The sequence below is a fragment of the Cohaesibacter sp. ES.047 genome, assembly GCF_900215505.1.
In the GTDB taxonomy this organism is placed as follows: Bacteria; Pseudomonadota; Alphaproteobacteria; order Rhizobiales; family Cohaesibacteraceae; genus Cohaesibacter.
In genome coordinates, this window is record NZ_LT907844.1 from 1,493,458 (window position 1) to 1,517,670 (window position 24,213).

The following is a 24,213-nucleotide window of genomic DNA, read 5'->3' on the forward strand; positions in this document are numbered from 1 at the left end:
CCATTGTCAGAAGCGGTCTTGTGTTCGGCCTGTTTACGCGACATACATGGCCGCTGGCCCTGATGGTTTCCACTAACCAAGTCCCATTCCGCATATCGAACAGCTAGCGTTCGGGACCTTTGTCGGGTTTCTTGGTTTCGGGCTGACAATTTCCATCACTTCATGGGTCTTGCAATTATTCTATTTCGTTTGGTTCGGTTCAGTTCAGACTGTTCTTACCTTGTAAGGTTCGTTGCGTGTTAGTACCACCCAAATCATTCGAGCTGTCTTATTGGCCATGGCTATCGCAGCCAGCATACGTGGCTTGCGCGACAAGACCTCTGCAAACCATGGATCGAATTTCTCCGGTTCTGCTTGGATTCTGCGAATACGAGAAGTCATGCCGAAGAATAATAGACGGCGAATATATTGGTCTCCCATCTTGGATATGTGACCTAGCCGCTCTTTCCCACCGCTCGATTTGTTGAGCGGGGCAAGTCCCAGCCAAGCAGAAAACTGTCGGCCATTCTTGAATTGTTTGCCACTGCCAATCGTTGCAACAATCGCTGAGGCAATCACAGGCCCAACTCCCGGAATTGTCTCAAGCAGTGCAACCCGGTTTTCATTCTTGGCAATCTGCCTGATCTGACGAGTACAGCGGTTGATTTTTCCATGTAATTGCCGCAACAGCTCACAGAGTTCGAAAATCACATCGCTGGCAATTGAGGGAATGGCTGGCTGTTCTCCGTTCAGACCTTCTTTTGCAAAATGTAGCGCGTGATAAACACCCTATGCGATGACAATACCAAATTCAGCCAATTGTGCCCGCAGCATATTGATCAGCTGGGTTCGTTGTCGAACCAGAAGATTTCGAATGCGATGAACCGACAATATTGCTTGCTGCTCCGGGGTCTTGATTTCAACAAATCTCATCGTTGGGCGGGTTACGGCTTCGCAGATCGCTTCCGCATCTACAGCATCAGATTTGCCGCGCTTTACATATGGCTTGACGTATGCAGGTGGGATCAGTTTGACAGGGTGACCTAAATTGCTAATTTCGCGTGCCCAGTAATGACTGGTACCGCAGGCTTCAATGCCAACTAAACATGGCTTGTGGCTTTCAAAGAACGCGAGGACCTGGGATCTACGCAAAGCCCGGTTGAATGCTATCTTACCGTTGGCGTCGATGCCGTGGACCTGAAATATGTTTTTCGCTAAATCAAGGCCGATTGTTGTAACTTGCATGGGTTGGCTCCTCTCAAACAGTCTATGACAACCGCAGTATGGCGTATTTCAACACCGATGGTGCAGGAGCCATCCACACCATCCACACCATCCGCAAAGCGGCCGGGTTTTAACTGCCTATGCTGCAGCTTGGCTCAACGGCGGCTTTCAAAAGCTCGGGTTTGGTATCAGGCCATCTCTTCCGGTTGCCTGAACGGGATTTGTATAGGTTTTACGGCCATTTGACCGGGCGTTGGTGCTCAGATCCGTCTTGTCCTCAAACGACCTTAAAGGACAGATCTGCGATATCTTCGACCGCGCAATGAATGCTGTCTCCCACATCCACGGAGCCGACACCGGCGGGTGTGCCGGTAAAGATGACATCACCGGCGGCCAGCTCAAATTGCTTGGATAGCTCGCTGATCACTTCCGGCACAGCCCAGATCAGATGATCAAGATCGCTATCCTGTTGAACCGCGCCATTTTTCTCAAGCCAGATGCGTTTTTTCGCAAGGGTAGGAATCATGTCGGCAGGAACGATCGCTGAGGCGGGGGCAGATGCTTCAAACGCCTTGGCGGCGGCCCAAGGGCGGCCCTGTTTCTTGGCCTGAGCCTGAAGGTCTCTGCGTGTGAAGTCGACACCGACACCATAGCCGAAAATGAGGCTGTTCGCGGCGTCGACGGGAATATCACACCCGCCAGCCTTCAGCGTCACGAACAATTCCACCTCAAAATGCACATCCTTGCTCAGAGGCGGGTAGGGGAAGTCCTTTCCGTAGAGGATGTTGTCCGGATTTTTCTGGAAGAAGAAGGGCAGCTCACGGTCGGGATCGTGCCCCATCTCGATGGCATGAGCAGCATAGTTGCGCCCGACACAATAGACCCGTCTGATTGGAAAAACCGTCTCCGAGCCGGTGATGGGCAAAGTCGGAACAGCCGGCTGGGTAATGGCATAGATTGGGTCAGTCTTCTTGTTATTCATGGTGAAACCTGATGAGATAGTAAGACGGGATAGATGTTTAGAATCAATTAAATACCGGAGTTGATGCCCTCGTCAATAGACGCTGCACATAGTTGGTACCGGGCGGCAGGTGCCCGCATGAAGATGGCGCTCAAGACCATCAGTCTGGCCGTTTTGCGAGGGTGGATCAATATCAGATTTCATAACGATAGAAAGAGGGAAGAAAGACATGACAAAGACCATTGCAATACCATTGGCCGGGGAGATGGGCGGCGGCGTCGGGGGCGTGCTCACCGACCATGGTGCGAAAGTGTTGACCTGCACCGAGGGGCGCAGCCAGACAACCAAGGATCGGGCCAAGTCCTTTGGCATGAAAGACGTTAGCTGGTCGAAGATTGCCGCTGCTGACATCATCCTCTCCATCGTTCCGCCCGGAATTGCCCTTGAGGTGGCCGGACGCCTCGCGGATGCCTTGCCGGTTGGTGCGTCTCCCCTTTTCCTTGAACTCAACGCCATCAGTCCATCGACGACAGTGGAGGCCTGCACGAGGGTGAGCAAGGCGGGCATGCGTGCCGTTGATGGCGGCATCATTGGTGGCGCGCCAAAACCGGGCAAATCCCGGCCACGGCTCTATATATCTGGTGAGTTGGCGCAAGAGGCACTCTGCCTCAACGATTTCGGGCTCGATATTCATGCCATCAAAGGCGATATCGGTGCCGCATCGGCGTTGAAACTGTGCTACGGCGCCATGAACAAGGGCGAGACGGGCCTGATGGCGGCGATGATGAGCGCCGCAGAGCGCAATGGCATCGGGGCGGAACTCCATGCCGAGATGGTCCGCAGCCGACCCGCCGCCCAAAAGCAGGCCGAAGGCGCGCTCCCGAGAATGTATCCCAAGGCCTATCGCTGGGTGGATGAAATGCGCGAAATAGCAGAATTTCTTGGCAAGGATCGGCCCGAATACAAGCTTTGGCAGGGCATGGCGGACCTCTATCAGGCACTCGCCGATGATTACGCTGGCGCGAAGGAGCAGGTTAGCTCCCTCGACAGATTTCTCGCGCGCAAGGAGAGTTAGTCCTTCGCCTTGGGCGTATAGTGCCAGGTTGCATCCCGGGGGAGCGGACCCTTGTTGCGTTCCCCCCGCTGCATCTGCTCCCACGTGTGCGCGAGCACACCGACCGAGCGGCTGAGGATGAACAGACCGCGACAGAGCGGTGGCGGGAAATCGAGTTCGGCATAAACAACCGCCGTGGCTCCGTCGATGTTCATCGGGATGCGCCGCCCCTTGCGCCGCTCAAGCTCTTCCTCGACGGCGCGTCCAATGGCCGCGAACCGCCCGGAGACCAATCCCTCCTTAGCAGCGCTATCGACCAGAGAGAGCAATCTTGGCGCCCGTGGATCGATGGGGTGGAACCGATGGCCGAAGCCGGGCACGAATTTCTGACCTGTGGCCATCAGGGCATCCATCTCACGGGACACAGCTTCGCAGAGCGTCATCTCATCGGAAAGAGCCGCAACGTTCTGATAGAACTCGACCGCCTGTTCGCCCGCGCCCCCATGCACATCTCCCAGGGCATTGACCGCAGACGCCATCGCTCCGTTGATGCCGATGCCGCAAGTCGCCGCCATTCGGGCAATTGCGATAGAGGGGGCTTGCGGGCCGTGATCGACCGCTGCGACAAGGGCACATCCAAGCAAGTTAGCCTGCCCCTTGAGCGGATGCTCGCCCCGCAACATGAACCAGATCATTTCGGGGAAGCTGAGGGTGCCAATCAGATCTTCGATGGCTTCGCCATGATAGCGAATGACACCCGGCGACATTTCGATGATGGAGGTCTCCCACCAGGCTTCCGCCTTGTCTTTCCAGTCGGTCATGATGCTGTATCCTCTTGCTTTTCTTGTTGCGACAAAAGCTTCTTGGCAACGCTTGGCAGAATGCCGCCAGCCTTCAGGCATCTCAGCTCGTCGAGCGTATCGACACGTGCAATCACTTTCGCGATCCGTTCGCCAGCAGGCCCCGTGATCTTGAGATCAAGCTCTTGCAAGGGTTCGAGGGTCTGAAAGTCGCTGTCGAGCGATATCCGGTCCTCCGGTGTGATCCCGAGCGCATCCGCTTCGGCTTCATCGGTAAACTGCAACGGCAGAACACCGAGCCGTACGAGGTTGGAGCGATGGATCCGCTCAAAGCTCTTCGCGATCACGGCAGCGCAGCCCAGAAGGCGGGTGCCCTTTGCGGCCCAGTCCCGGGCCGAGCCTGCCCCATAATTGCGCCCGGCCACCACAACGATGGGCTCCTTGCGTTTGGCATAGGTCTCCGAGGCCTCAAAAACACTCGCCTCTTGACCGTCCGGCATGATCCGGGTCCAGCCACCGGTGCGATCCACCATGGTGTTGGTGAGGCGGGTGTTGGCAAAAGTCCCGCGTACCATGATGTTGTGATCCCCGCGACGCGCGCCATAGGCGTTAAAATCACGAGGGACAACATCATGGTCGCGCAGGTAGTCAGCTGCGGGGCTGTCATTTGCAATCGCACCAACTGGCGAAATGTGGTCTGTCGTTATGTGATCGCCAAGGATCAACAGCGGTCTTGCCTCCTTGAGCATGGCATGACCGTCGGTGAACAACGGCGGCAGATCGAAGAAGGGCGGGCGCTGAAAATACGTGCTGCCCGGCGACCATGGAAAGACGCTTCCATCGGGAGCAGCCAGCGCTTGCCAGCCAGCCCCACCTTCGAACACCTTGTCATAGCGGTCTTGGAACTGGCTCGACGTAACCTTTTTCGCCACCAACTGTTCGATCTCCGATGCATCGGGCCAAATGTCAGAAAGCATCACCGGCTCACCCTGTTCATTCATGCCGATTGGCTCGACCGCCAGATCCTTGCAGACAGTTCCCGCAAGGGCGTAAGCGATGACCATCGGTGGAGCCATCAGATAGTTGAGGCGAACCTTGCCGTGGATGCGGCCCTCGAAATTGCGGTTGCCGGACAAGACCGCCGCGACATTGAGGTTCTCGGCATCAATCTCCTTGGCAATGGTCTCCTGCAAATCGCCCGAGTTGCCAACGCAGGTGGTGCAGCCAAAGCCGACGATCTCGAAGCCCAGCCCGGCCAACTCTTCAAGCAGACCCGCTTCTTGTAGATAGTCCCGCACGACCCGAGACCCCGGAGCGAGGGAGGTCTTGATCCGGTCTGGCACCTTGAGCCCGTGCTTGCGGGCGTTCCGGGCGATCAAGCCCGCTGCGATCATGGCCTTCGGGTTGGACGTGATCGTACAGGAGGTAATGGCGGCAATGACGATATCCCCGTCGTTTAGTGTCGGGCCAGCCTGTGCCGGCTCGGGGACTGTCGCAGGCAAGCTCGAAAGATCCCGGCGCTCTTCGGGGCGCTTTGGTCCGGCGATGACATGCCTGACCTTCGACAGGTCGATTTCAATCACGTCCGCATAATCTGTTGGGCGCTCGTCATCAGCCCAGAACCCGTTGGACTTGAGGTAAGAGGCGATGTTGGCAACGCTGTCGGGTGCCCGCCCGGTCAATTGCAGGTAGTCCATGGTTTTGAGATCTGGCGGGAACAAGGCTGCCATCGATCCGAATTCAGGGCTCATATTCGCGATGGTCGTTCGGTCGGCGACCGGTAGGGCTTTGACGCCGGGGCCAAAGAATTCGAGGATGGCACCAACAACGCCATGCTTTCTGAAAATCTCGGTGAGATGCAGCGCGAGATCCGTCGCCAGAATGCCTGCGGAGAGGTCTCCGGTCAGCCGGACGCCAATGACCGGCGGGATCAGCATCGAGATCGGCTCCCCGAGCATCACCGCTTCGGCTTCGATGCCGCCCACACCCCAGCCGAGCACACCAAGCCCGTTGACCATGGTGGTATGACTGTCCGTCCCGATCACGGTGTCAGGCATCAGCCACTTGTTGGCACCGCTGGTCCGTTCGGATACCACTTCGGCGAGATATTCGATATTGATCTGATGGATGATCCCCTGTCCCGGCGGGACGACGTGAAGACCTGAGAAGGCTCCTTCGGCCCATTTGAGAAAGGCGAAGCGTTCCGCGTTGTCTGCGAGCTCGCGCTGCAGATTCTGCTCAAATGCGTCCGGTGAGCGAGCATTATGCACCATGACGGAATGGTCGATGACAAGATCCGAGGGGACCTGCGGGTTGATGCTGTCTGGCGCAAGACCCACCGCAACCGCCTTGTCCCGAAGGGCCGCGAGATCGATGAGTGCCGGCGTGCCCGCGTAATCCTGCATCAGCACCCGCGATGGCCGGAAGGCAATCTCGTTGACATCGCCACTCGCACTTGCGGCCACACGCCGGATATCTTCAGCCGTGACAGAAACCCCGTCTTCATTGCGCAAGAGGTTTTCAACGATCAGCCGAATGGCAAGTGGCTTTCGATCAAGACCGGGAAGGGCTGCTTCTGCCCGCTTCATGTCCACGATCCTATGATCGCCTGATGATGAAAAGGTGGAGAAACTGTCCGTCATTTTTCCGCCCTTTCTTGCTGGGTGACCACAATGCCTTCCTTGATCAGATGTGCGATGCTCTCGGAGCTGAGACCAAGCTCGGCAAGAATGGCTGCGCTATCAGCGCCCTGAAGGGGCGGATTGGCATGAAGGCCCGGCTGGAAACGCTCCATCTCCAGTGGCAGGGCAGGGAGTGTCGATTGCACACCGCCCGGCAGCATGGTGGGCAACAAACCATGACGAGAGGAAAGATGGGGATGGTCGAACAGATCTTCGGGGCGGGCAACATGAGCAAACGGAACCTCGGCCTCAAGGGCGCGGCGCTCGACCTCTGCCAGTGTCATGTCCTTGATCATGGCCGCAAGATCCGGCTTCAGCCAGTCGGCAGCATCAATGCGCTCACCATTGGTCTTCAGACTCTCATTCTCAAGCAGATCGTCCCGATCAAACGCGCGACAGAATGCGGGCCATTGGCGATCCGAGGTGACGCCAAGAAACACGGTTTCATCGTCCAAGGTGTGAAACTGGTCATAGATCGCCCAGGCTGACACCCTTGCGGGCATCGGGGGGACCGGTCTATCTGAGTAGGAGGCATAGGCAAGATGCTGCCCCATCAGGAACACCGCGCTTTCGAACAGCGAGCTGCGAACCAACTGCCCCTTGCCGGTGCTGTCCCGTTCACGCAAGGCGGCAAGGACCGCGATGACGCCGAACATGCCGCCCATGATGTCGATCACGGAGGAGCCAGCCCGCAACGGCTGACCCGGTGGGCCGGTCATATAGGCAAGGCCGGACATCATTTGCACAACTTCATCAAGAGCTGTGCGTTTTTCGTAAAGGCCGGGCAGAAAACCCTTCAGTGACAGATAGATCAGACGCGGGCAATCGTCCTTCAAGGCGTCATAACCCAGACCAAGCCGGTCGATGGTTCCCGGCCCGAAATTCTCGATAAGCACGTCAGCCGTTGAGAGCAGGTCCTTGACCACCTTCAGGCCCTCCGGCGATTTCAAATCGACCGAAAGAGAGCGCTTGTTGCGGTTGAAGAAAGGAAAATAGCCGGTGCCAAATCCCTTCAGGCGGCGGGTCGGATCACCCTTGCCAGCCGGTTCAACGCGTATGACGTCAGCGCCTAAATCTGCGAGGATGAGGGCGGCGCACGGCCCCATGACCGTGTGACCAAAATCGATCACACGGATCCCGTCCAGTGGTCCTACTTGTGTCATTTGAAATATGCCTTACCGTCCATCAGAAGCCGGGCTGTCCGGCCAATGAGAGCTTTTGAGACCGTGATCCCGTCGCTGGTATCCACTTCAGCTGCGACTTCCAGCACACCGCCGGGATGGCCAACCCTGATCCCGAAAACACCTTTGCTCTGACCGATGTCGCCCGCGGCGTCGGCGGCAAGGTTGCCGGGAATGCCTGCCGCGACCGAGGTGCCTGCAGCACCCGAACCGGGATAGGCTTTTGAAAATTCGAAACGCGACAAAGAGCGCGAGAAGAGGTCATACTCGCTCGCCTTGATCAGTGATCCGTCGTTCGACATATAGTCGCAAGGCGAGGCGACTGCGAAGATCAACGGGTTCATCGAGACCTTCAGCTCTTCGTCGGCATTGGGGCCCGTGATGAAGCCGACATGCGCCGCAACAGCCTTGCGCACCGCTTCGAGCCGTCCGACCAGCGCTTCATCTGCCTGCAGGTCATAGATGGAAAGATCTGTAGCAAGGCCGATATCGCTGGCCCGCACGAAGATATGCAGATTGGCCATGTCAACGATGGAGATGTCTAGATTGCCGATGCCGGGAACGTCGATTGTCTCACAGGCGTTGCCTGTCGGCAGAACCTCGCCACCAAGGGCGGAGCCGGCAAACTCACCGAAATCGACATCGATGCGGGCACCTGAGCCCGGAACGCCGCCGATGGCAAAATCGCCCTCCACAGCAGGGGAGCCGTTCCTCATCGGAACGCTCGTGACCAGCTTCCTGCCGGTATTGACCTGATGCACGTTGATGATGACATGGTCCCCCATGTCCCTTCCGACCCCTTGCAGTGCGCCATAAAGGGCAGCGCCGGATGAGATGTTCCCGCAGTTTGACGACCAGTCGATGCGCGGCAATTCCGTATTGACCTGACCGAACAGATAGTCGATGTCGCAATCCTCCCGCGTTGGAGGACCCATGACGGCCACCTTGCTCGTCAATTTGTCGGCACCGCCCAACCCGTCAATCTGACGCCGATCCGGAGAACCGAAAACCCCAAGGACGACTTCGTCCCGTTCCGGCCCGGCTTCTGGCAGATCGCGTATGTCCAGAAAAACGCCCTTGGACGATCCGCCGCGCATGATCTTGGCGTCGATACTGCGCATGTTCAAAGTCCGACTGATAGGCATTCTGCTTGCTCCCACATCCTGATAATTAGGGGTGCAGGCGACCCGTTTGCCGCCTGCACAAGGTTCGGACCTTGATCACTGCATCAGCGACAGGTTTTCCTTGACGACATTGATCAGGCGATCATAGGTGGCCTGAGCCTTGGCGGTGTCGGAATAGATCACCTCTTCGCCGATATTCTTGATCAGGGAAGCAACCGATTTGTCATCAAGTGTGGCTTTCAGACCGGCTTCCAGTTTGGCGACGAGTTCGTCCGGCGTATCCGGATGCACGCCGATCCAGCGAGGCTGGGCAACGCCCTGATAGCCAAGATCGCCAACCCATGGCACCTGAACGCCAAGGTCCTTGGTCAGGTTCTCGCTGTTCTGCTGGTTGCCCACGTTGAGAACAGGAATGGCCTTTTCACCAAGAGACACGGCGGTTGCGGGTGTGACCACGGCGGCATCAATATGCCCGCCGAGCATATCGGTCACAGCGGCACTGGTGCCCGGATAGGGAATGAAGGTCGCATCAAGACCGGCTTCCTTGAAGACAGCTGCTGCGGCAAGAGCCTGAGCCAGCGTGCCGCCGACTGTCAGTTTGCCCGGGTTTTCCTCAGCATAGGCCTTCATCTTGTCCCAACTCTCGAAACCACCACCCGGCAACGTCATGACGTGCGGGTTGAAGTCCGAAAGAATGTTGACGATCTTGATGTCATCAATCTTGATCGGCGAGTTCGGTTCGCTGAGTACTGAGATCATCGGGCTGAGTGATCCGATCATGATGGTGTAACCGTCCGCGGGCTGGTCCAACAAATAGCGCCAACCGATCGTGCCACCGGCCCCGGCCCGAACTTCCACATTGAGGGAATGGCCGAAATGGGATGAGGCACCCGAAGAGACCATGCGGGCCCAACGGTCCTGACCGCCACCGGCGCTGTATGGCACGACGAACTGGATTGATTTTTCCGGAAAGGCACTGGCATCCTGTGCCTGACTGGTGAAGCTGGTCCCTGCGATGGCCAAAGTGGCAGCGGCGAGGCCAATGAATAGACGTCTTTTCATGAGAAAACTCCTCCCTTATTCTCAAGTATCAATTTCTGGTTTGGTGCCGGCGCACTCAGGCCCGGCTGGTTCTTCAATGTGTCAGCCTCCCTTCATGCGGCGGCCCAATTGGGCACGGCTCAAAAGCACGAGCAGGACGGCAGCGGCAACGGCAAGGCCGATGGCAAGCCATGAGCCGAACAGGGCTTCATTCCAAACGCCCCGGTTGATGAGCAGAGCGCGACGCAGATTCTGCTCTGCAAGCGGTGTCAGCAGGAATGTGATGATCAGGGGCGCAACGGGGATGCGGGCCAGCTTCATCAGCCACCCCATGATCCCAAAGAACAGGGCCATTGCCACGTCATAGCCGCTCTTCTGGTAGGCAAAGGCTCCCACCAGCGCCATTGCCATGATGACGGGCACCAGCATTTGCGGCTTGAGGGTGCCGAGCTTGGCGAACAGGCCGGACATCGTATAGCCAAAGAAGAGAACAAGCACGTTGGCAACAATCAGGATGATGAACAGCGAGTAGACCTGAACCGGAAACAGCTCGAACATCCGCGGGCCTGCCTGCACGCCCTGAATGGCGAGCGCGCCGCCGAGCATCGCGGCAATCGTGCCGCCCGGAATGCCAAAGGCAAGCAGCGGAATGAGGGTCGGTCCGGCAGTGGCATTGTTGCCCGCTTCCGCCGCGGCGACCCCTTCAAGGCGGCCAGTGCCAAGGTTCTTCTCCGGCGATAGCTGGCGCGCCACGCCATAAGACAGAAAGGCTCCCACTGTCGCTCCAAGTCCGGGCAGGATCCCGGCGAAGGCACCAACACCGGTGCCAATGGCAATTTCCTTTTTGGCACTGAGATATTCGCGGAAGGTCAGGCCTTCCTCCTTTTTGGACAGCTGCGCCATGATCCGTTCGGATTTTTCGGATCGGGACCTGCGCGCCATGATGATTTCGATGATCCGTTCAATCATGTTGGCGATGGCAAATAGGCCGATGATCAGCGGAATGAGATGCACGCCATCTGAAAGCCACCATTGGCCGAAAGTGTTGCGCGGGACCATGCTGACCGGATCAGAGCCGATTGTGCCGATGAAGAGGCCGAGGGCGGCGGCAAAAATGCCCTTCGCGAAATGCTCCCCTGACAGGGCTCCCACCAGCGTGATGGCCAGAATGATCAGCCAGAGCCGCTCTGAAGGTCCGAACTTCAACGCGACAAGCGCCAGTGACGGGGCCAGAAACACGGTGAGCAGCGAAGTTAAAAGGTCGGCGGTGACCGAGGCGTAGAGTGCCATTTGCAAGGCTTTGCGGCCCTTGCCCTGTTCCGTCAGCTTGTAGCCGTCGAGCACAGTTGCGCCTGCTTCTGCCGTGCCCGGTGTGGCAAAGCTGATGGCCGAAATCGAACCGCCGTAGATGCCCCCCTTATAGACACCGATCAGAAGGCCCAACGCCGAAGGCAGGCTCATGGTGAAGGTGAGGGGCAATAGCAGCGCGATGGCAGGGGCCGGGCTGAGCCCGGGCATGGCTCCGACGCTGACACCGACGGCCACGCCCACCACGGCCCACATCATGGTGTTGAGGGCAAAGACCAAATCGATGGCTTCGCCGATGTTGGCAAAATCAAAACTCATGGGTCTATCCTCCGATCAGGAAGGACAGGGGGCCGTCCTTGACAGATACATCGAGCAGCATCAGCAGCACGCGCAGCGCGCTGGCCGTCACCAAGCCAAGAAACAGCGCAGCCCAGAGCGGTTTGTAGCCGAGGATCAGCGCGCCGCCTGAAACGATCACGGTGAAGGCGGGAACAAAGCCCAGAAGATCGACACTCAGGAACAGGAGGCCGAAATAGGCGATGGTTGCCAGGGCCAGCACCACGTGAATGAAGCGCAGGTCCGCGATCTCTGGTGTGACCTGTTGTGCCTGTTGGTCAAACAGCATGACGAACATCGACAGTCCCATGATCGACAGCGACAGCAGCGGGAAGAACCCAAGCTTGAAGCCGTCGCGTACTTCGTCGTGTGCCCAGTCCGAAGACCAGATCGACAAGGCCAAAGCGCCCGTGATTGCCAGTAAGATGAGCGAAATGCCTCTGTTTCGCCTGAAGAAAGCTGTGCTGGCCGATGCACTTTCGTGCGTCGGTAGTTCGAGACCTGTCATGTATTCCTCCCCTATATGAAGCCGGAGCACGTAAGAAGCTTTGTTCCTGGCTCATATATCCAATTCGTAGATTGACTAATTTTGAACCGTTTTTACAATGAAAAAACTTTCAGCAACCTTTGAGAAAAAGTCAAAGCATGAAGCGAACGCCAACCCGCATCCCCAGTTTTCGTGCCCTGCGCTGCCTTGCCATCGCTTTGCAGGAGGGATCGATTTCTGCCGCAGCGCGTGAACTCAACATCACCCCCGGTGCCGTCAGCCGCCAACTGGCGGCGCTTGAAGAGGATCTGCAGCAGACGCTGTTTGTCCGGCATGCCCGCGGAGTGAGCGCCACATCGGCCGGTCAACGGCTCGCGGATCGCCTCTCTGCGGCGTTCGATGATATCCAGCGGGCGGTCATCGAAACCAGACAGTTGGTCGAAGGAAAGGCCCTGACGGTGAACGCGCTGCCCAGCCTCTGTATCCATTGGCTGATGCCGATTCTGCCCGAGTTTCAAGGCCAGCATCCCGACATTGATCTGAGGATTTTCACGTCGGGCCGCCCCGATCGCTTCGATGATAACGAGATCGACGTGGCGGTGGCAATCGGGCCCGTCGAGGACGACCGCTTTATCTCGATCCCGATGCTCGGGCGGTATTTCGCACCAGTTTGCAGCCCCATGACCCTTGAGTCCTATGGTGATTTTGAACCGAAAGATTTGCTGAATGCTCCGATCTTCTATTCTGAACTGCAACAAAATTCTTGGCGACTGTGGTGTGATACCGCAGGCATAGAAACGATTGATGTGAGAAAGAACGGGGTGCGGTTTGAAAATACCTCGCTTGCCTATCAGGCTGCGCGACAAGGCACCGGGTTTGTCATCGGGCAGGAGCTGCTTTTGCGTGATGAACTGGATATAGGGCGCATGGTCATGCCGTTCGATATCGTTGCGCGAAGCACCGTCGAATATTGCCTCGTCTTTCGGCAGCAGGATATCAACAATCCGATGGTTCGGGCCTTTGTCGAATGGGTTTTGGTGCAGGCCCGCAAGATGCCCGAAGGCTTGCCAGACATCCAGTCCCCATTCAGCTAGAGGGGCACGGGTCTGGCTTACTGGCTATTTTTTGCGGAATTGCGCTGTTGAGGATCCGGGACAGATCGTCAGCAAGGAATTAGCTTCCCTCCGGCGTTCCACCCCGCATCCGCATGCACCCAATGCCATCAGACATATTTCAGCCCTTTTAGCGCCAACTCTTCGCGCATGCCGTAAACATCAAGGCCAACTTCGCCAGCAAGGAACCGGGCCCGATTGCGGGCCTCTTTCTCTTCGCGTGCTTTTGATGCCTCGATTGCTTTGCCAACGGTCTGTTGTGGCACGACACAGACACCGTCATCATCGGCAATAATCACATCACCCGGACAGATCCGTTGACCAGCGCAGACAATTGGCACATTGATGTCTCCAAGGGTCGCCTTGACCGTGCCTTGAGCCGAGACGAAGCGCGACCACACAGGAAAGTCCATTTCCTGCAATTCCCGCAAATCCCTGACGCCCGCCTCGATGACGAGGCCCCGCACACCGCGCAGCTTCAGGGCCGTTGCAAACAGCTCACCGAAATAGCCCGCATCACATAGCGAAGTAGGAGAGATGACGAGAATATCGCCTTCGCGGCATTGCTCCACCACGACATGGATCATCCAGTTATCCGCTGGCGGAATTGAAATCGTCACGGCATTGCCTGCGACCCGCGCGCCGGGATAGATCGGGCGCATGTAGCTTTTCAAAAGACCCGTGCGGCCTTGCGCCTCATGGACGGTGGCGACGCCGAATTGGGCGAGTTGATCGACTTGGGTGAGCGGTGTGCGATCAATAGTCTGTACGACAACAGCCATCACAATTCATCCACGGTGCGAGGAAAGACAGATTCGAAACCTTCGGCATGCGTGGCGGCGCGTCCGCCGGCCTGACCGCCGGAGTTGCGGCGGAAGTGATTGCCCCGGTTCTCCGCCACGTTGGTGTAATAGTGCCACAGATGCTCCTGACCCTGCATGCATTCGATGGCGGCCTTCTTCTTCTCCCAAACCGATGAAATATCAAGGAACACGTCCGGCTTCCATCCCATCCGCTCGGTCTGATGCGGCTCGAACAGATAGAGCTGCGGCGCCCCCAGAACTTGTTCGCCCGGGTTGTGGCCCCAGGCCTGAGCGATCATGCGGGCTTCCAGAGCGACTTGTGTGGTATACATGTGATCGGTGTTGTAGGGGTCAAACCGGGAGTGGCTTAGCATGAAGGCGGGTTGCGTCTTGCGAATGACGTCGACCAGCTTGTATTTCGCATCGCGGTCGAGCTCCAAAGGATAATCACCAAGATCGAAAAACTGGATGTCGGCGACGCCGAGCGCCTTGGCAGCATTCTCAGCCTCGATGCGCCGTTCCATCTTGACCTTCTCAAGCGTCATGCCTTCCTGCTTCCACAGCTTGGCGCTCTCTCCCCTTTCGCCATAAGACAGGCAAACCACTGTGACGTCATATCCCTTATCGGCATGCAGTGCGATTGCGCCACCACACCGCCACACGAAATCAGCCGAATGCGCACTGATCACAAGGGCCGTTTTGTTCTCGTTCATTCATTCCTCCACAATGCTGTCTGATACTCCGACAAATTGCCGGACTGATTGAGAGAAGTATGAAACCGGTTCGAAGCAAAAGCCAATTCAAAGAGGCCGTATTCATTTTCAAATTATTCATTTACCGAAATTTTCTTGAATTTATCCGCATCTAGATCGGCCTTGGGAAATTATAAACACATGTATTAATTGATCTATTTCTAGATTAAGGCTAGAATTAATTTATAAGTTTAGAACCAGAAGGCGTTTAGAACCTTGGCCAAATTGCGTAGTCTGCACATATTCGACAGCATTTGTCAGTTTGGCAGCATCACCGAAGCGAGCCAGCATATTCATGTTTCTCAGCCCGCCATGACTCAGAGCTTGTTGAAGCTTGAACGCATGCTCGGAGTGAAGCTTTTCGTGCGCAGCCAGCGCATGATCATGACGGATGTTGGCAAGCTGTTTCATAAACGCGTGCGCAGCGGCATGCTCCGGCTTGAGGAAGCTGTTTTGAAACATGGCAGCCCGCAGGTACAGAGCAACCCCCACCTCTACCGACAGATCTCGGACAGTCAGCTCACCGCGCTGCATGCTGTGCTTGAGATGAACAGTTTCAAAGCAGCAGCCGAAAGCCTCAACAAGACCACCTCAACAGTGCATCGCAATTTTCGCAGTCTGGAAGTCTTGCTGGAACAGAAATTGGCTGACACCCGACCCAATCAAATTCGCGCAAATGCAGAAGGCGAGGCTTTCTACGCGCTAAGCAAACTCGCTTTGCGAGAGTTTCGGCAAGCCCAGTCTGATGTTGAAGCTTGGAAAGGGAATTTTGACGAGGCGTTCACAGTCGGCGCTTTGCCACTTGTCCAGTCGTCCATCTTGCCCAGAGCGCTTTTGGCTTTTGCGCAGGAGTTTCCGCAAGTCACCGTTTCCGTTGTTGACGGCACCTATGCCAGTATGGTTCGGCAGATGCAAAGGGGTGAGATCGACTATGTCATAGGCGCGTTGAGGCAAAGCTTAATGTCCGATTCAATCGAGCAGTTTCCCCTGTTTGACGATGCACTCATCATCGTTGCCCGCATTGGGCATCCTCTTAGCAAGCTAAAGCAAATTACATTAAGGGATCTGGCGGCTTATCCGTGGGTTATGCCACGCACTGCATCTCCCTCCCGTGCCTATTTCGATCGCTTTTACCAAAGTCTCAACCGACCAAGTCATCTACAATGCCCTATTGAAACGGGGTCATTCGGTGTTCTGCGCTGCATTCTTCAAGAGAGCGACAGACTTGGCATTATTTCTGCGCAGCAAGCCACCTATGAACTGCAACGAAGCATTCTCGTCAAACTGGATTTTCCTCTTGAAAACAGCACGCGCGCCATTGGGGTCGCCAACCGGTCAGGTTGGTTTCCCAGTCCCCCCCAATCGCGATTTCTCGAATTGCTGGGTCAACGGCAATGACCGGGGCTCCCTTCATTCGAGCTTTATGAAAAACGAGAGAACCATGCGCGATTGAAACTGTCCTTACGCCAAAGATGAGCTTGAGTAGGAGTTGAGCAGCAGTTGCCGGAAGATCGGGTTGCTGGCCGCACCAATCGCCCGCGCGTTACTGCCGACGCTTCCAGCTTCAATGCGCGGGACAATGAGGCCGCGTGTGTCCTGATTGACCAGATAGCGCCGAACACGACTGACCAGTTCTTTCCGCACAGACGAAGGGAAGGCGCCATCAATCACGATGGCCTCAAAATCAATCACCGAGCAGACGGAAAGCGCCGCCTTGGCCAGTTCCTGCGCGGTTTGCCCGAGCCACGGGTCGACATAGCGGGCGATAGCCTCCCAATCCTGCGGCTCCTGCCACAGAAGCCGCGGATTGAGACCAGCCTCAATCAGCCGTGCTTCGAGAAGATGGATAGAGGCAACATCAATCAACTGCCGACTTTCCCCCGACGGCCCCGTGCTGCGCATGGACCCCAGTGCCCCGGCGTTGCCCTGATGACCCTCGAACACCGTGTTGTTGATCACCACCCCGCCGCCAATGAAAGACCCGATGAAGAAATAGGCATAGTCCTCGAAAGACTTGTCTTCCCCATAAAGGTGCTCGGCCTGACAGGCAGCGGTTGCGTCGTTGAGGGCAAAGACCGGCAGGTCACTAAAGCGAGCAACCTCAGCGGCAAAGCTGATGTCCTTCCATAAGCGGAACTTGTCGGCGGGAGCCCCTGCGAGATCGTGCCAGCGCCAGAGTTCAAAGGGAGCCGCGATGCCAATGCCGCACACGCGGCTCTGCATGGCCGGATCAAGGGAGCCAAGAATGGCGGTTATTGACTCATCAAGAAAGCGGAAGATCGCGTCGGGCAGGGGATAGTCGAAAGCAATGCTGGCTTGCTGGCAAACAGCCCCGGTGAAGTCCAGCAACAAGAGGTCAGCGCTGCGGCGTCCAATCTTCAGCCCGAAGGAAAGGACCCCTTCCGGAGCCAACGCCATCGGGATGGAGGGTTTACCAACCTTGCCCCGGATGGGTTGGCCGCGCATCAGCAAACCATCTCGTTCCAGCTTACGCAGAATAACTGAGACAGTTTGTGTCGACAGGCCCACATAGCGTGACAACTCGATCCCAGGCATGGCTCCATGCCTCTGAATCATCGACAGAATCAGCCGCTCGTTATAATCGCGAACACCGCTCTGATTGAAGCCGCTTCTAAGGGATATGACTTTCTCGTTTTGCATGAGATGACCATATTCAACTCTGCAGGGATATGGAAGATACCAGACATTTATTTAATAAATAAAGTTTATTTATTAATTGACATGCCAGAGATCCTGTGGCTTTTTGGTGGGCAACCTGAGGTCATTATCCTGCAGGTCTGGACTGGGAGGAGCCATGTCCAGGAGCAAAAATGCATTACCGGAGGAACTCATGAAGAAACTTGTCACCAGCTTTGCGCTTGCAACTCTACTTGCGAGCGGCGGAGCTCAGGCGGAAGACATCAGCGCCTGCCTGATCACCAAAACCGACACCAATCCCTTTTTCGTGAAAATGCGTGAAGGCGCGAGCGCCAAGGCCAAGGAATTGGGCATCGAGCTCAACAGCTATGCGGGCAAGATTGATGGAGACCATGAGACACAGGTCGCTGCAATCGAAACCTGCATAGCCAACGGCGCAAAAGGAATTCTTCTGACGGCTTCAGACACTGGCTCGATTGTTCCCGCTGTGCAGCAGGCCCGCGATGCGGGGATCCTTGTCATCGCCCTTGATACGCCGCTTGATCCGATTGATGCCGCTGACATGACCTTTGCAACGGACAACTTCCTTGCGGGCGAATTGATCGGCAAGTGGGCTGCCAAAAGCCTCGGTGACGATGCGGCCAATGCCAAGATCGCAATGCTTGATCTGGGTGTCAGCCAACCAACCGTCGGCGTGCTGCGCGATCAGGGTTTCCTCAAGGGTTTTGGCATCGATCTGGTTGATCCCAACAAATGGGGTGATGAAACCGATGAACGTATCGTCGGAAATGATGTGACTGCTGGCAACGAGGAAGGTGGTCGCAAGGCGATGGAAAACCTTCTTGCCAAGGATCCCATGATCAATGTGGTCTACACCATCAACGAGCCTGCTGCTGCGGGTGCCTATGAGGCGCTGAAAGCGATCGGTCGCGAAAATGACGTTCTGGTCGTTTCCGTTGACGGCGGTTGCCCGGGCGTTGCCAACGTCAAGGACAACATCATTGGAGCGACGTCCCAGCAGTATCCGCTGCTGATGGCCTCAAAAGGGATCGAAGCCATTGCAGCCTGGGCCAAGGATGGCACCAAGCCGGAGGCAACCGAGGGCAAGAACTTCTTTGACACCGGCGTTTCGCTCGTCACCGACAAACCGGTGGACGGCGTTGAAAGCATCGATTCCGACGAGGGTGCAAAACTCTGTTGGGGTTAAGTCCAGCTCGTGACATCGGGCCATTTCGGGGTGGATTCTGTCCACCTCGGAATGGCTGTTAATGCTGACTTCCGGGGAGGAGAAAAGACTTGTCCCAAAAGCATAATTACGAAGCCGCCGCCTCTGGCGCGACGTCGGGCGTCGCTTCGTTCAAACCCAGCAATAAGGGCCCGGCGGAACGATTCCATCATGCCCTCCATTCCACTCCGGCCCTTGTGCCGCTGATTGTCCTTGTAACGTCCATTGCCATTTTTGGGGTGCTGCTCGGCAGCAAATTCTTCTCGCCCTTCGCCCTGACGCTCATCCTTCAGCAGGTTCAGATTGTCGGTATCGTCGCCGCTGCTCAGAGTCTGGTGATCCTGACGGCTGGGATTGACCTCAGTGTCGGCGCGATTGCCGTGATCTCGTCGGTGGTGATGGGCCAGTTTGCTTTTCGTTATGGCCTGCCTACCGAAATTTCTATTCTGTGCGGGCTAATGTTCGGCACCGGGATCGGTGCTGTAAACGGCTGGTTGGTCGCGGTGATGAAACTGCCGCCTTTCATCGTGTCTCTGGGCATGTGGCAAATCGTGCTCGCTGCAAACTTTCTCTATTCCGCCAATGAAACCATTCGCAGTCAGGTCATTGCAGAAGAAGCGCCCTTGCTCCAGTTTCTCGGTGAAAAGATCAATATCGGTGGGGCCATTTTCACCTATGGCGTGATCTTCTTGCTTCTTCTGGTCGCGTTGCTGGCCTATGTCCTGCGGCACACGGCTTGGGGACGCCATGTTTATGCGGTTGGCGATGATCCAGAAGCTGCCGAATTATCCGGCGTCAATGTCAAGAAGACCCTGATTTCCGTTTATGCTTTGGGCGGTCTCATTTGCGCTTTTGCCGGCTGGGCCCTGATCGGCAGGATCGGGTCAGTCTCCCCAACCTCGGGCCAGTTGCTCAACATTGAAAGCATTACCGCCGTGGTGATCGGCGGCATCTCGTTGTTCGGTGGCAGAGGCTCCATTCTGGGAACCTTCTTCGGAGCGCTCATTGTTGGTGTCTTTACGCTCGGGCTGCGCCTCTTGGGGGCAGACGCCCAATGGACCTACCTGCTGATCGGAGCCCTCATCATTGCGGCGGTTGCCGTGGACCAGTGGATCAGAAAGGTGGCGGGATGACGGACCCTATTCTCAAGGCGCGTGGCCTTAGCAAACGCTACGGACGCGTAACCGCGCTCGATGATTGCGATTTCGATCTGATGCCCGGTGAAATTCTCGCCGTCATCGGCGACAACGGCGCGGGCAAGAGCTCGCTCATCAAAGCGGTGTCCGGCGCCGTGGTTCCGGATTCGGGCACGGTCACTCTGGAAGGGCAGGAGGTGAATTTCACATCCCCCATTCAGGCAAGAGAGGCTGGCATCGAAACGGTCTATCAGACCCTCGCAATGTCTCCGGCGCTGTCCATTGCGGATAACATGTTCATGGGGCGGGAGCTGCGCAAACCGGGGTTTCGCGGCACCTGGCTCCGGCAGCTTGATCGATCGCGGATGGAAGAAATTGCCCGCGAGAAGCTCAGCGAGCTGGGGCTGATGACCATTCAGAACATCAATCAGGCGGTTGAGACCCTGTCCGGCGGTCAGCGACAGGGGGTGGCGGTGGCGCGTGCCGCGGCCTTTGGCTCAAAGGTCATCATCCTTGATGAGCCAACCGCTGCGCTCGGGGTCAAGGAGAGCCGCCGGGTGCTGGAGTTGATCCTTGACGTCAAGGCACGCGGCATTCCGATCATATTGATCAGCCACAACATGCCGCATGTCTTCGAGGTTGCCGACCGCATTCATGTCCATCGGTTGGGCAAGCGGCTTTGTGTCATCGATCCCAAGGACTATACGATGTCCGACGCGGTGGCCTTCATGACCGGGGCCATGGATGCCCCGGCCGAAGTCGCATGACGGTCGAGCGGGAAAAAGAAATGGATGAGCTGCTGGAAGGCATTCTGGCAGCTCGTCCCAAGGGACATCGGCGACTTGTTGCTCTCGCCGGCCCGCCCGCCTGTGGCAAATCCACCCTGGCGGTTGACCTCGCTGCACGCCTTGAGCAAGCAGGACATCCGACCAAGGTTGTGCCGATGGACGGCTTTCACTTGCACAATCAGATCCTTCTTGATCGCGGCCTTTTATCGAGAAAGGGCGCCCCGGAGACCTTCGACGTCGCCGGGTTTGCCTCTCTGGTGGCAAGGTTGACCAAGAAGCAGGAGATCTTCTTTCCAGTCTTTGACCGGCAACGGGATATCGCAATCGCCGGGGCAGAGGTGGTTTCAGAGGCTTGCCAGACCGTTATTCTTGAGGGCAATTACCTTCTGTTGGACGCCCCTGAATGGCGAGGGCTGTGCGAACACTGGTCGCTGTCCATCTGGCTCGATGTGCCTTTTCCTGTTTTGCGGGAAAGGCTGATCAAGCGCTGGCTCGTGCATGGCTTGATGCCGGAAGAAGCGGCACAGAGAGCCGAGGAGAATGATCTGAGAAATGCAGCGCTTGTCGGCGAAGCGCGTCTTAAGGCCGATCTGATCTTAAGAGGTGTCTCAGTTTGATTTCCCCAATCACTGGGCTCTAGCCAGATGGCAGGCAACCTTATGGGCTCCAAGTTGCCGGGACGCCAAAAACCTTTGCATTCCAACACGCCGTCTGTGCGCTTGAAGGTGAGCTCCGTACCATTGCGACAGTTTCCGGGCTGTGAGCTGAACCTTGCCCGGAGTGCCTGAAGACGCCGCTCTGGTTCGATCGCAAATTGGCCTTAAGAATATCGAGGGCTTGAAGGCTGATCTGGAACAGTCTTTGTTGTTCATGAACCAATATGGATGTCAGTTGGAAGGAGGATGTTTGCTTTCTCTGGTTCCGCGATGTCTTGACCGTGGGCCGCGACCCTGTTGGAAAAGAGCGGGAAGTGTAAAGGAAAAATGCAACCGATAAGTTGAAGTCTTCGAGTGCTCAGAATCGAAATAATTCTTAATGCTTGGGTTGCAAATATATATTTCTGAAATTCTAAATATCATTAGTTTTCAATGTTCTAATTAATAATTCAAATTATTAATTATATTTTTTATTACTATTGAATAGGGATATTATCCTAGTGAATAGGTCTACACATCTATCTTAATATGAAATGTTAAAGAATTTTTAATCAATTTCGTTAAGAAGATTGTAGCTACAAATTTGATCAAAGTTGCGCAAAACACCTGATGAAATGACGATCATCATCGTGACTTGTCGAATTCCCGCCGAGCTTAAATGTGGGCGAGCTCCAATTGTTCAATAACACGGAGATCAGCTGCGATGTCTAGTCTTTCTACGAATCCCGGCCTTGGAACTGGGACGGATCATCCCTCTAGTGAACCAGGTTCGAATAAATCGAGATCTTTCTTGTCTCGATTTAAAGTCGGTTCACGGATTTATGCAGGCTTTGCGGCTGTTCTGGTCCTGCTTGTTTGTCTTGCTAGCTTTTCAATCATTTCATTCAGCAATCAGAAGCTAAGCTTTTCAAGCTACAGCGATATATCTGAAGACGCTTTGCTGGTCAACAATCTCGAGGGAGCAGTCTTAGCTTCGCAGTTGTCTTTGAAAGAGTTTTATGCGACCTCTGATGACGCCGAAAAGGCTGAGTTCGGCAAACGCTACAACGACATTATGACGTTGATGGATAAGGCGAACGAAGAAATCCATAACCCCACACGCGTTGCTCTGCTCGACAAAATTCGTTTGTCTCTCGCTAACTATAAGGCCGGCTTTGATCGAGTGGTTGAGTTGGCTGATCAGCGCAACGAACTCGTTTATAAAAGATTGGGTGTGGCTGAAACTAATATTCGCAAGAATCTTTCGGATATTCGCGAGGGTGCGTTTGCTGCAAATGACTACGAGGCAGCCAGTTTTGCCGGCACGGCACAAGAGCATTTGCTGCTCGCTAGACTGTATGTCATGAAATTCCTTGATGACAACACGCAAGAGTCGATTGATCGCACCTTGTCAGAGCTTTCCACTCTAGATGGCGCGTTGACTGAGCTTGATGCAAGCCTTCAGAATCCTCAACGTCGCGCTTTATTGTCGCAAGTGCAAAAGAACCTTCCAGACTATCTTCAGGGCGTAAAGGATCTGAACAAGACAATCCTTGCGCGCAATTCAATCCGGGATGGGGATCTGAGGTCAGACGCAACGGCTATAATGGAAGCGTCCGAAGCAATTGCTGCATCAGCCGATCAGGACCAACAAAAACTGCAAGAAAGCGTCAATGCCAGTCTCAATACAGCTGAGTATTTGATGGTCATCGTTAGCGCCATTGCCTTTGTGGCAGGTCTCGCGGCTGCCTTCTTCATTGCCCGGGGCATCACCAAACCGGTCCTTAGCTTGACCAGTGCAATGGGGCGGCTCGCCAATCAGGATTATTCCACCGTCGTTCCAGGTGGCGAAAGAGGGGACGAGCTTGGGCAGATGGCTCGGGCGGTTGATGTCTTTAAGAAAAATGGCATACGGGCTCAAGAGCTCGAAGCCGAGCAGCACGAGCGGGAACAACGGGCTGAAGCAGAAAAACGCAAATTGATGATGGATATGGCCGAAGAGTTTGATACTCAGATTGGCACCATTGTCAATTCCGTTTCGGCTGCATCCGAGCAATTGAATACGAGTGCAAAACTGATGTCCGATGTGGCCGTTGAGACCGAGCGTCAAGCGACCGAGGCTTCGGCTGCCTCCCAGCAAACCTCCAGCAATGTCCAGACAGTTGCAACCGCAACAGAGGAAATGAACAGCACGATTTCTGAGATTTCCGTACAAGTGGGCAACGCATCGAAAGCTTCAATCGACGCGGTAGAAAAGGTCGGCGCAACCAACGTGCAAATGTCCACTTTGGCGGAAACCTCTTCCAAAATTGGTGCCGTCGTTGAGATGATTTCCCAGATCGCAGAGCAAACCAACCTTTTGGCACTCAACGCGACGATTGAATCTGCCCGAGCCGGGGAAGCAGGCAAAGGGTTCGCCGTGGTTGCCGCCGAAGTGAAGGATCTGGCGGGTCAAACCGCAAAGGCAACGGAGGAAATTGCCCAGCAGATCGGTGAGGTTCAGTCAGCAACCAATCAGGCTTCTATCTCAATGCAAGGCGTCAGCCATGCCATTCAGCAAGTGAATGAAATATCTGCGGCCATTGCATCAGCGATGGAAGAACAGACCGCCGCCACCGGCGAGATCTCCAGCAGCGTGCATCAAGCCGCGCAGGGGACTGAAGTCGTTAACGCCAATGTGTTGGCCGTGTCGAAAGCCTCTGAAGAGGCCGGGGCGGCTTCTGGACAGGTGATGTCGGCAGCCGCGGAGCTTGGGCAGCAGTCCGCTACATTGAAGACTGAGGTCGACAAGTTCATTGCTCAGGTCCGCGCAGGATAAATGCGCTTCAAGGAAAATCAAAAGAGGCTCCCAAATCCTTGCGGAGCCTCTTTTCTATTGGCGCAGGTGCGCAAACCCAATCGGTCCCGATAGAAGTTTTCATCAGGAAC

Annotated in this window: 19 protein-coding genes and 2 pseudogenes; 9 read left to right on the forward strand and 12 right to left on the reverse strand. The window is 55.8% G+C overall.

The annotated features are described in order from the left end of the window. Positions 1-204 precede the first annotated feature (204 nt). Positions 205-1,224 (reverse strand): annotated as a pseudogene (locus CPH65_RS06710) (IS110 family transposase). 256 nt (positions 1,225-1,480) lie between these two features. Next, complete coding sequence (locus tag CPH65_RS06715; RefSeq protein ID WP_096172773.1) at positions 1,481-2,185, reverse strand: fumarylacetoacetate hydrolase family protein; 705 nt, start codon at positions 2,183-2,185, stop codon at positions 1,481-1,483. Positions 2,186-2,393: 208 nt separating this feature from the next. On the opposite strand from CPH65_RS06715, the gene CPH65_RS06720 reads away from it, so the two are divergent. After that, positions 2,394-3,239 carry an NAD(P)-dependent oxidoreductase gene (locus tag CPH65_RS06720; RefSeq protein ID WP_096172774.1) on the forward strand — a complete coding sequence of 282 codons (846 nt, stop codon included), beginning with the start codon at positions 2,394-2,396 and terminating at the stop codon, positions 3,237-3,239. Here CPH65_RS06720 and CPH65_RS06725 read toward each other — a convergent pair. From CPH65_RS06725 to CPH65_RS06755, 7 genes are all read right to left on the reverse strand, one after another. After that, the gene (locus CPH65_RS06725) at positions 3,236-4,039 is read right to left on the reverse strand and encodes a citryl-CoA lyase (RefSeq protein ID WP_096172776.1); all 804 of its coding nucleotides are present in this window, start codon (positions 4,037-4,039) and stop codon (positions 3,236-3,238) included. The two genes, CPH65_RS06720 and CPH65_RS06725, sit on opposite strands and share 4 nt — an antisense overlap. Beyond that, on the reverse strand, positions 4,036-6,660 hold the full coding sequence (gene acnA, locus CPH65_RS06730; RefSeq protein WP_096172777.1) for an aconitate hydratase AcnA: 2,625 nt from the start codon (positions 6,658-6,660) through the stop codon (positions 4,036-4,038). The genes CPH65_RS06725 and acnA overlap by 4 nt, the downstream gene beginning before the upstream one ends. After that, positions 6,657-7,862 carry a CaiB/BaiF CoA-transferase family protein gene (locus tag CPH65_RS06735; RefSeq protein WP_096172779.1) on the reverse strand — a complete coding sequence of 402 codons (1,206 nt, stop codon included), beginning with the start codon at positions 7,860-7,862 and terminating at the stop codon, positions 6,657-6,659. Before CPH65_RS06735 ends, acnA begins: the two co-directional genes overlap by 4 nt. Next, on the reverse strand, positions 7,859-9,001 hold the full coding sequence (locus CPH65_RS06740; protein ID WP_157747550.1) for a PrpF domain-containing protein: 1,143 nt from the start codon (positions 8,999-9,001) through the stop codon (positions 7,859-7,861). Before CPH65_RS06740 ends, CPH65_RS06735 begins: the two co-directional genes overlap by 4 nt. 99 nt (positions 9,002-9,100) lie before the next feature. After that, the gene (locus CPH65_RS06745; RefSeq protein WP_096172782.1) at positions 9,101-10,066 is read right to left on the reverse strand and encodes a tripartite tricarboxylate transporter substrate binding protein; all 966 of its coding nucleotides are present in this window, start codon (positions 10,064-10,066) and stop codon (positions 9,101-9,103) included. A gap of 81 nt (positions 10,067-10,147) precedes the next feature. Next, positions 10,148-11,671 (reverse strand): tripartite tricarboxylate transporter permease, encoded by a 1,524-nt coding sequence (locus tag CPH65_RS06750; RefSeq protein WP_096172783.1) that lies wholly within the window; start codon positions 11,669-11,671, stop codon positions 10,148-10,150. A gap of 4 nt (positions 11,672-11,675) precedes the next feature. Continuing rightward, positions 11,676-12,197 carry a hypothetical protein gene (locus CPH65_RS06755; protein ID WP_096172784.1) on the reverse strand — a complete coding sequence of 174 codons (522 nt, stop codon included), beginning with the start codon at positions 12,195-12,197 and terminating at the stop codon, positions 11,676-11,678. Positions 12,198-12,334: 137 nt separating this feature from the next. On the opposite strand from CPH65_RS06755, the gene CPH65_RS06760 reads away from it, so the two are divergent. Next, positions 12,335-13,270: a LysR substrate-binding domain-containing protein gene (locus CPH65_RS06760; protein WP_096172786.1), complete on the forward strand. Its 936-nt coding sequence runs from the start codon at positions 12,335-12,337 to the stop codon at positions 13,268-13,270. A 128-nt stretch (positions 13,271-13,398) separates the two neighbouring features. On the opposite strand, the gene CPH65_RS06765 is transcribed toward CPH65_RS06760, so the two are convergent. Both CPH65_RS06765 and CPH65_RS06770 read right to left on the reverse strand, forming a co-directional pair. Continuing rightward, a complete protein-coding gene (locus CPH65_RS06765; RefSeq protein ID WP_096172788.1) occupies positions 13,399-14,070 on the reverse strand; it encodes a 4-carboxy-4-hydroxy-2-oxoadipate aldolase/oxaloacetate decarboxylase in 672 nt (223 codons plus the stop codon). Next, complete coding sequence (locus tag CPH65_RS06770; protein WP_096172789.1) at positions 14,070-14,804, reverse strand: PIG-L deacetylase family protein; 735 nt, start codon at positions 14,802-14,804, stop codon at positions 14,070-14,072. The genes CPH65_RS06765 and CPH65_RS06770 overlap by 1 nt, the downstream gene beginning before the upstream one ends. A 264-nt stretch (positions 14,805-15,068) precedes the next feature. Between CPH65_RS06770 and CPH65_RS24970 the strand changes: the two are divergent. Both CPH65_RS24970 and CPH65_RS06775 read left to right on the forward strand, forming a co-directional pair. Further along, positions 15,069-15,182 (forward strand): annotated as a pseudogene (locus CPH65_RS24970) (LysR family transcriptional regulator); the annotation flags it as partial. A gap of 45 nt (positions 15,183-15,227) precedes the next feature. After that, complete coding sequence (locus tag CPH65_RS06775; RefSeq protein WP_244574557.1) at positions 15,228-16,241, forward strand: LysR family transcriptional regulator; 1,014 nt, start codon at positions 15,228-15,230, stop codon at positions 16,239-16,241. 63 nt (positions 16,242-16,304) lie between these two features. Here CPH65_RS06775 and CPH65_RS06780 read toward each other — a convergent pair whose 3' ends face one another. Then, positions 16,305-17,504, reverse strand: a complete 1,200-nt coding sequence (locus CPH65_RS06780; RefSeq protein WP_096172792.1) for an ROK family transcriptional regulator — start codon at positions 17,502-17,504, stop codon at positions 16,305-16,307. A gap of 190 nt (positions 17,505-17,694) precedes the next feature. Here CPH65_RS06780 and CPH65_RS06785 point away from each other — a divergent pair, with 190 nt between their 5' ends. From CPH65_RS06785 to CPH65_RS06805, 5 genes are all read left to right on the forward strand, one after another. After that, a complete protein-coding gene (locus CPH65_RS06785) occupies positions 17,695-18,708 on the forward strand; it encodes a sugar ABC transporter substrate-binding protein (protein ID WP_096172793.1) in 1,014 nt (337 codons plus the stop codon). An 89-nt stretch (positions 18,709-18,797) separates the two neighbouring features. Then, complete coding sequence (locus CPH65_RS06790; RefSeq protein WP_096172794.1) at positions 18,798-19,859, forward strand: ABC transporter permease; 1,062 nt, start codon at positions 18,798-18,800, stop codon at positions 19,857-19,859. After that, positions 19,856-20,629, forward strand: a complete 774-nt coding sequence (locus CPH65_RS06795) for an ATP-binding cassette domain-containing protein (protein ID WP_096172795.1) — start codon at positions 19,856-19,858, stop codon at positions 20,627-20,629. Before CPH65_RS06790 ends, CPH65_RS06795 begins: the two co-directional genes overlap by 4 nt. A 20-nt stretch (positions 20,630-20,649) precedes the next feature. Next, positions 20,650-21,267: a hypothetical protein gene (locus tag CPH65_RS06800; protein ID WP_096176272.1), complete on the forward strand. Its 618-nt coding sequence runs from the start codon at positions 20,650-20,652 to the stop codon at positions 21,265-21,267. Positions 21,268-22,009: 742 nt separating this feature from the next. After that, a complete protein-coding gene (locus CPH65_RS06805) occupies positions 22,010-24,103 on the forward strand; it encodes a methyl-accepting chemotaxis protein (RefSeq protein WP_172891471.1) in 2,094 nt (697 codons plus the stop codon). Positions 24,104-24,213 lie beyond the last annotated feature (110 nt).

Coding starts and splice junctions, on each gene's coding strand:
- CPH65_RS06715 (WP_096172773.1), bottom strand. CDS start 2,185: ATGAATAACAAGAAGACTGACCCAATCTATGCCATTACCCAGCCGGCT.
- CPH65_RS06720 (WP_096172774.1), top strand. CDS start 2,394: ATGACAAAGACCATTGCAATACCATTGGCCGGGGAGATGGGCGGCGGC.
- CPH65_RS06725 (WP_096172776.1), bottom strand. CDS start 4,039: ATGACCGACTGGAAAGACAAGGCGGAAGCCTGGTGGGAGACCTCCATC.
- acnA (WP_096172777.1), bottom strand. CDS start 6,660: ATGACGGACAGTTTCTCCACCTTTTCATCATCAGGCGATCATAGGATC.
- CPH65_RS06735 (WP_096172779.1), bottom strand. CDS start 7,862: ATGACACAAGTAGGACCACTGGACGGGATCCGTGTGATCGATTTTGGT.
- CPH65_RS06740 (WP_157747550.1), bottom strand. CDS start 9,001: ATGCGCAGTATCGACGCCAAGATCATGCGCGGCGGATCGTCCAAGGGC.
- CPH65_RS06745 (WP_096172782.1), bottom strand. CDS start 10,066: ATGAAAAGACGTCTATTCATTGGCCTCGCCGCTGCCACTTTGGCCATC.
- CPH65_RS06750 (WP_096172783.1), bottom strand. CDS start 11,671: ATGAGTTTTGATTTTGCCAACATCGGCGAAGCCATCGATTTGGTCTTT.
- CPH65_RS06755 (WP_096172784.1), bottom strand. CDS start 12,197: ATGACAGGTCTCGAACTACCGACGCACGAAAGTGCATCGGCCAGCACA.
- CPH65_RS06760 (WP_096172786.1), top strand. CDS start 12,335: ATGAAGCGAACGCCAACCCGCATCCCCAGTTTTCGTGCCCTGCGCTGC.
- CPH65_RS06765 (WP_096172788.1), bottom strand. CDS start 14,070: ATGGCTGTTGTCGTACAGACTATTGATCGCACACCGCTCACCCAAGTC.
- CPH65_RS06770 (WP_096172789.1), bottom strand. CDS start 14,804: ATGAACGAGAACAAAACGGCCCTTGTGATCAGTGCGCATTCGGCTGAT.
- CPH65_RS06775 (WP_244574557.1), top strand. CDS start 15,228: ATGACGGATGTTGGCAAGCTGTTTCATAAACGCGTGCGCAGCGGCATG.
- CPH65_RS06780 (WP_096172792.1), bottom strand. CDS start 17,504: ATGCAAAACGAGAAAGTCATATCCCTTAGAAGCGGCTTCAATCAGAGC.
- CPH65_RS06785 (WP_096172793.1), top strand. CDS start 17,695: ATGAAGAAACTTGTCACCAGCTTTGCGCTTGCAACTCTACTTGCGAGC.
- CPH65_RS06795 (WP_096172795.1), top strand. CDS start 19,856: ATGACGGACCCTATTCTCAAGGCGCGTGGCCTTAGCAAACGCTACGGA.
- CPH65_RS06800 (WP_096176272.1), top strand. CDS start 20,650: ATGGATGAGCTGCTGGAAGGCATTCTGGCAGCTCGTCCCAAGGGACAT.
- CPH65_RS06805 (WP_172891471.1), top strand. CDS start 22,010: ATGTCTAGTCTTTCTACGAATCCCGGCCTTGGAACTGGGACGGATCAT.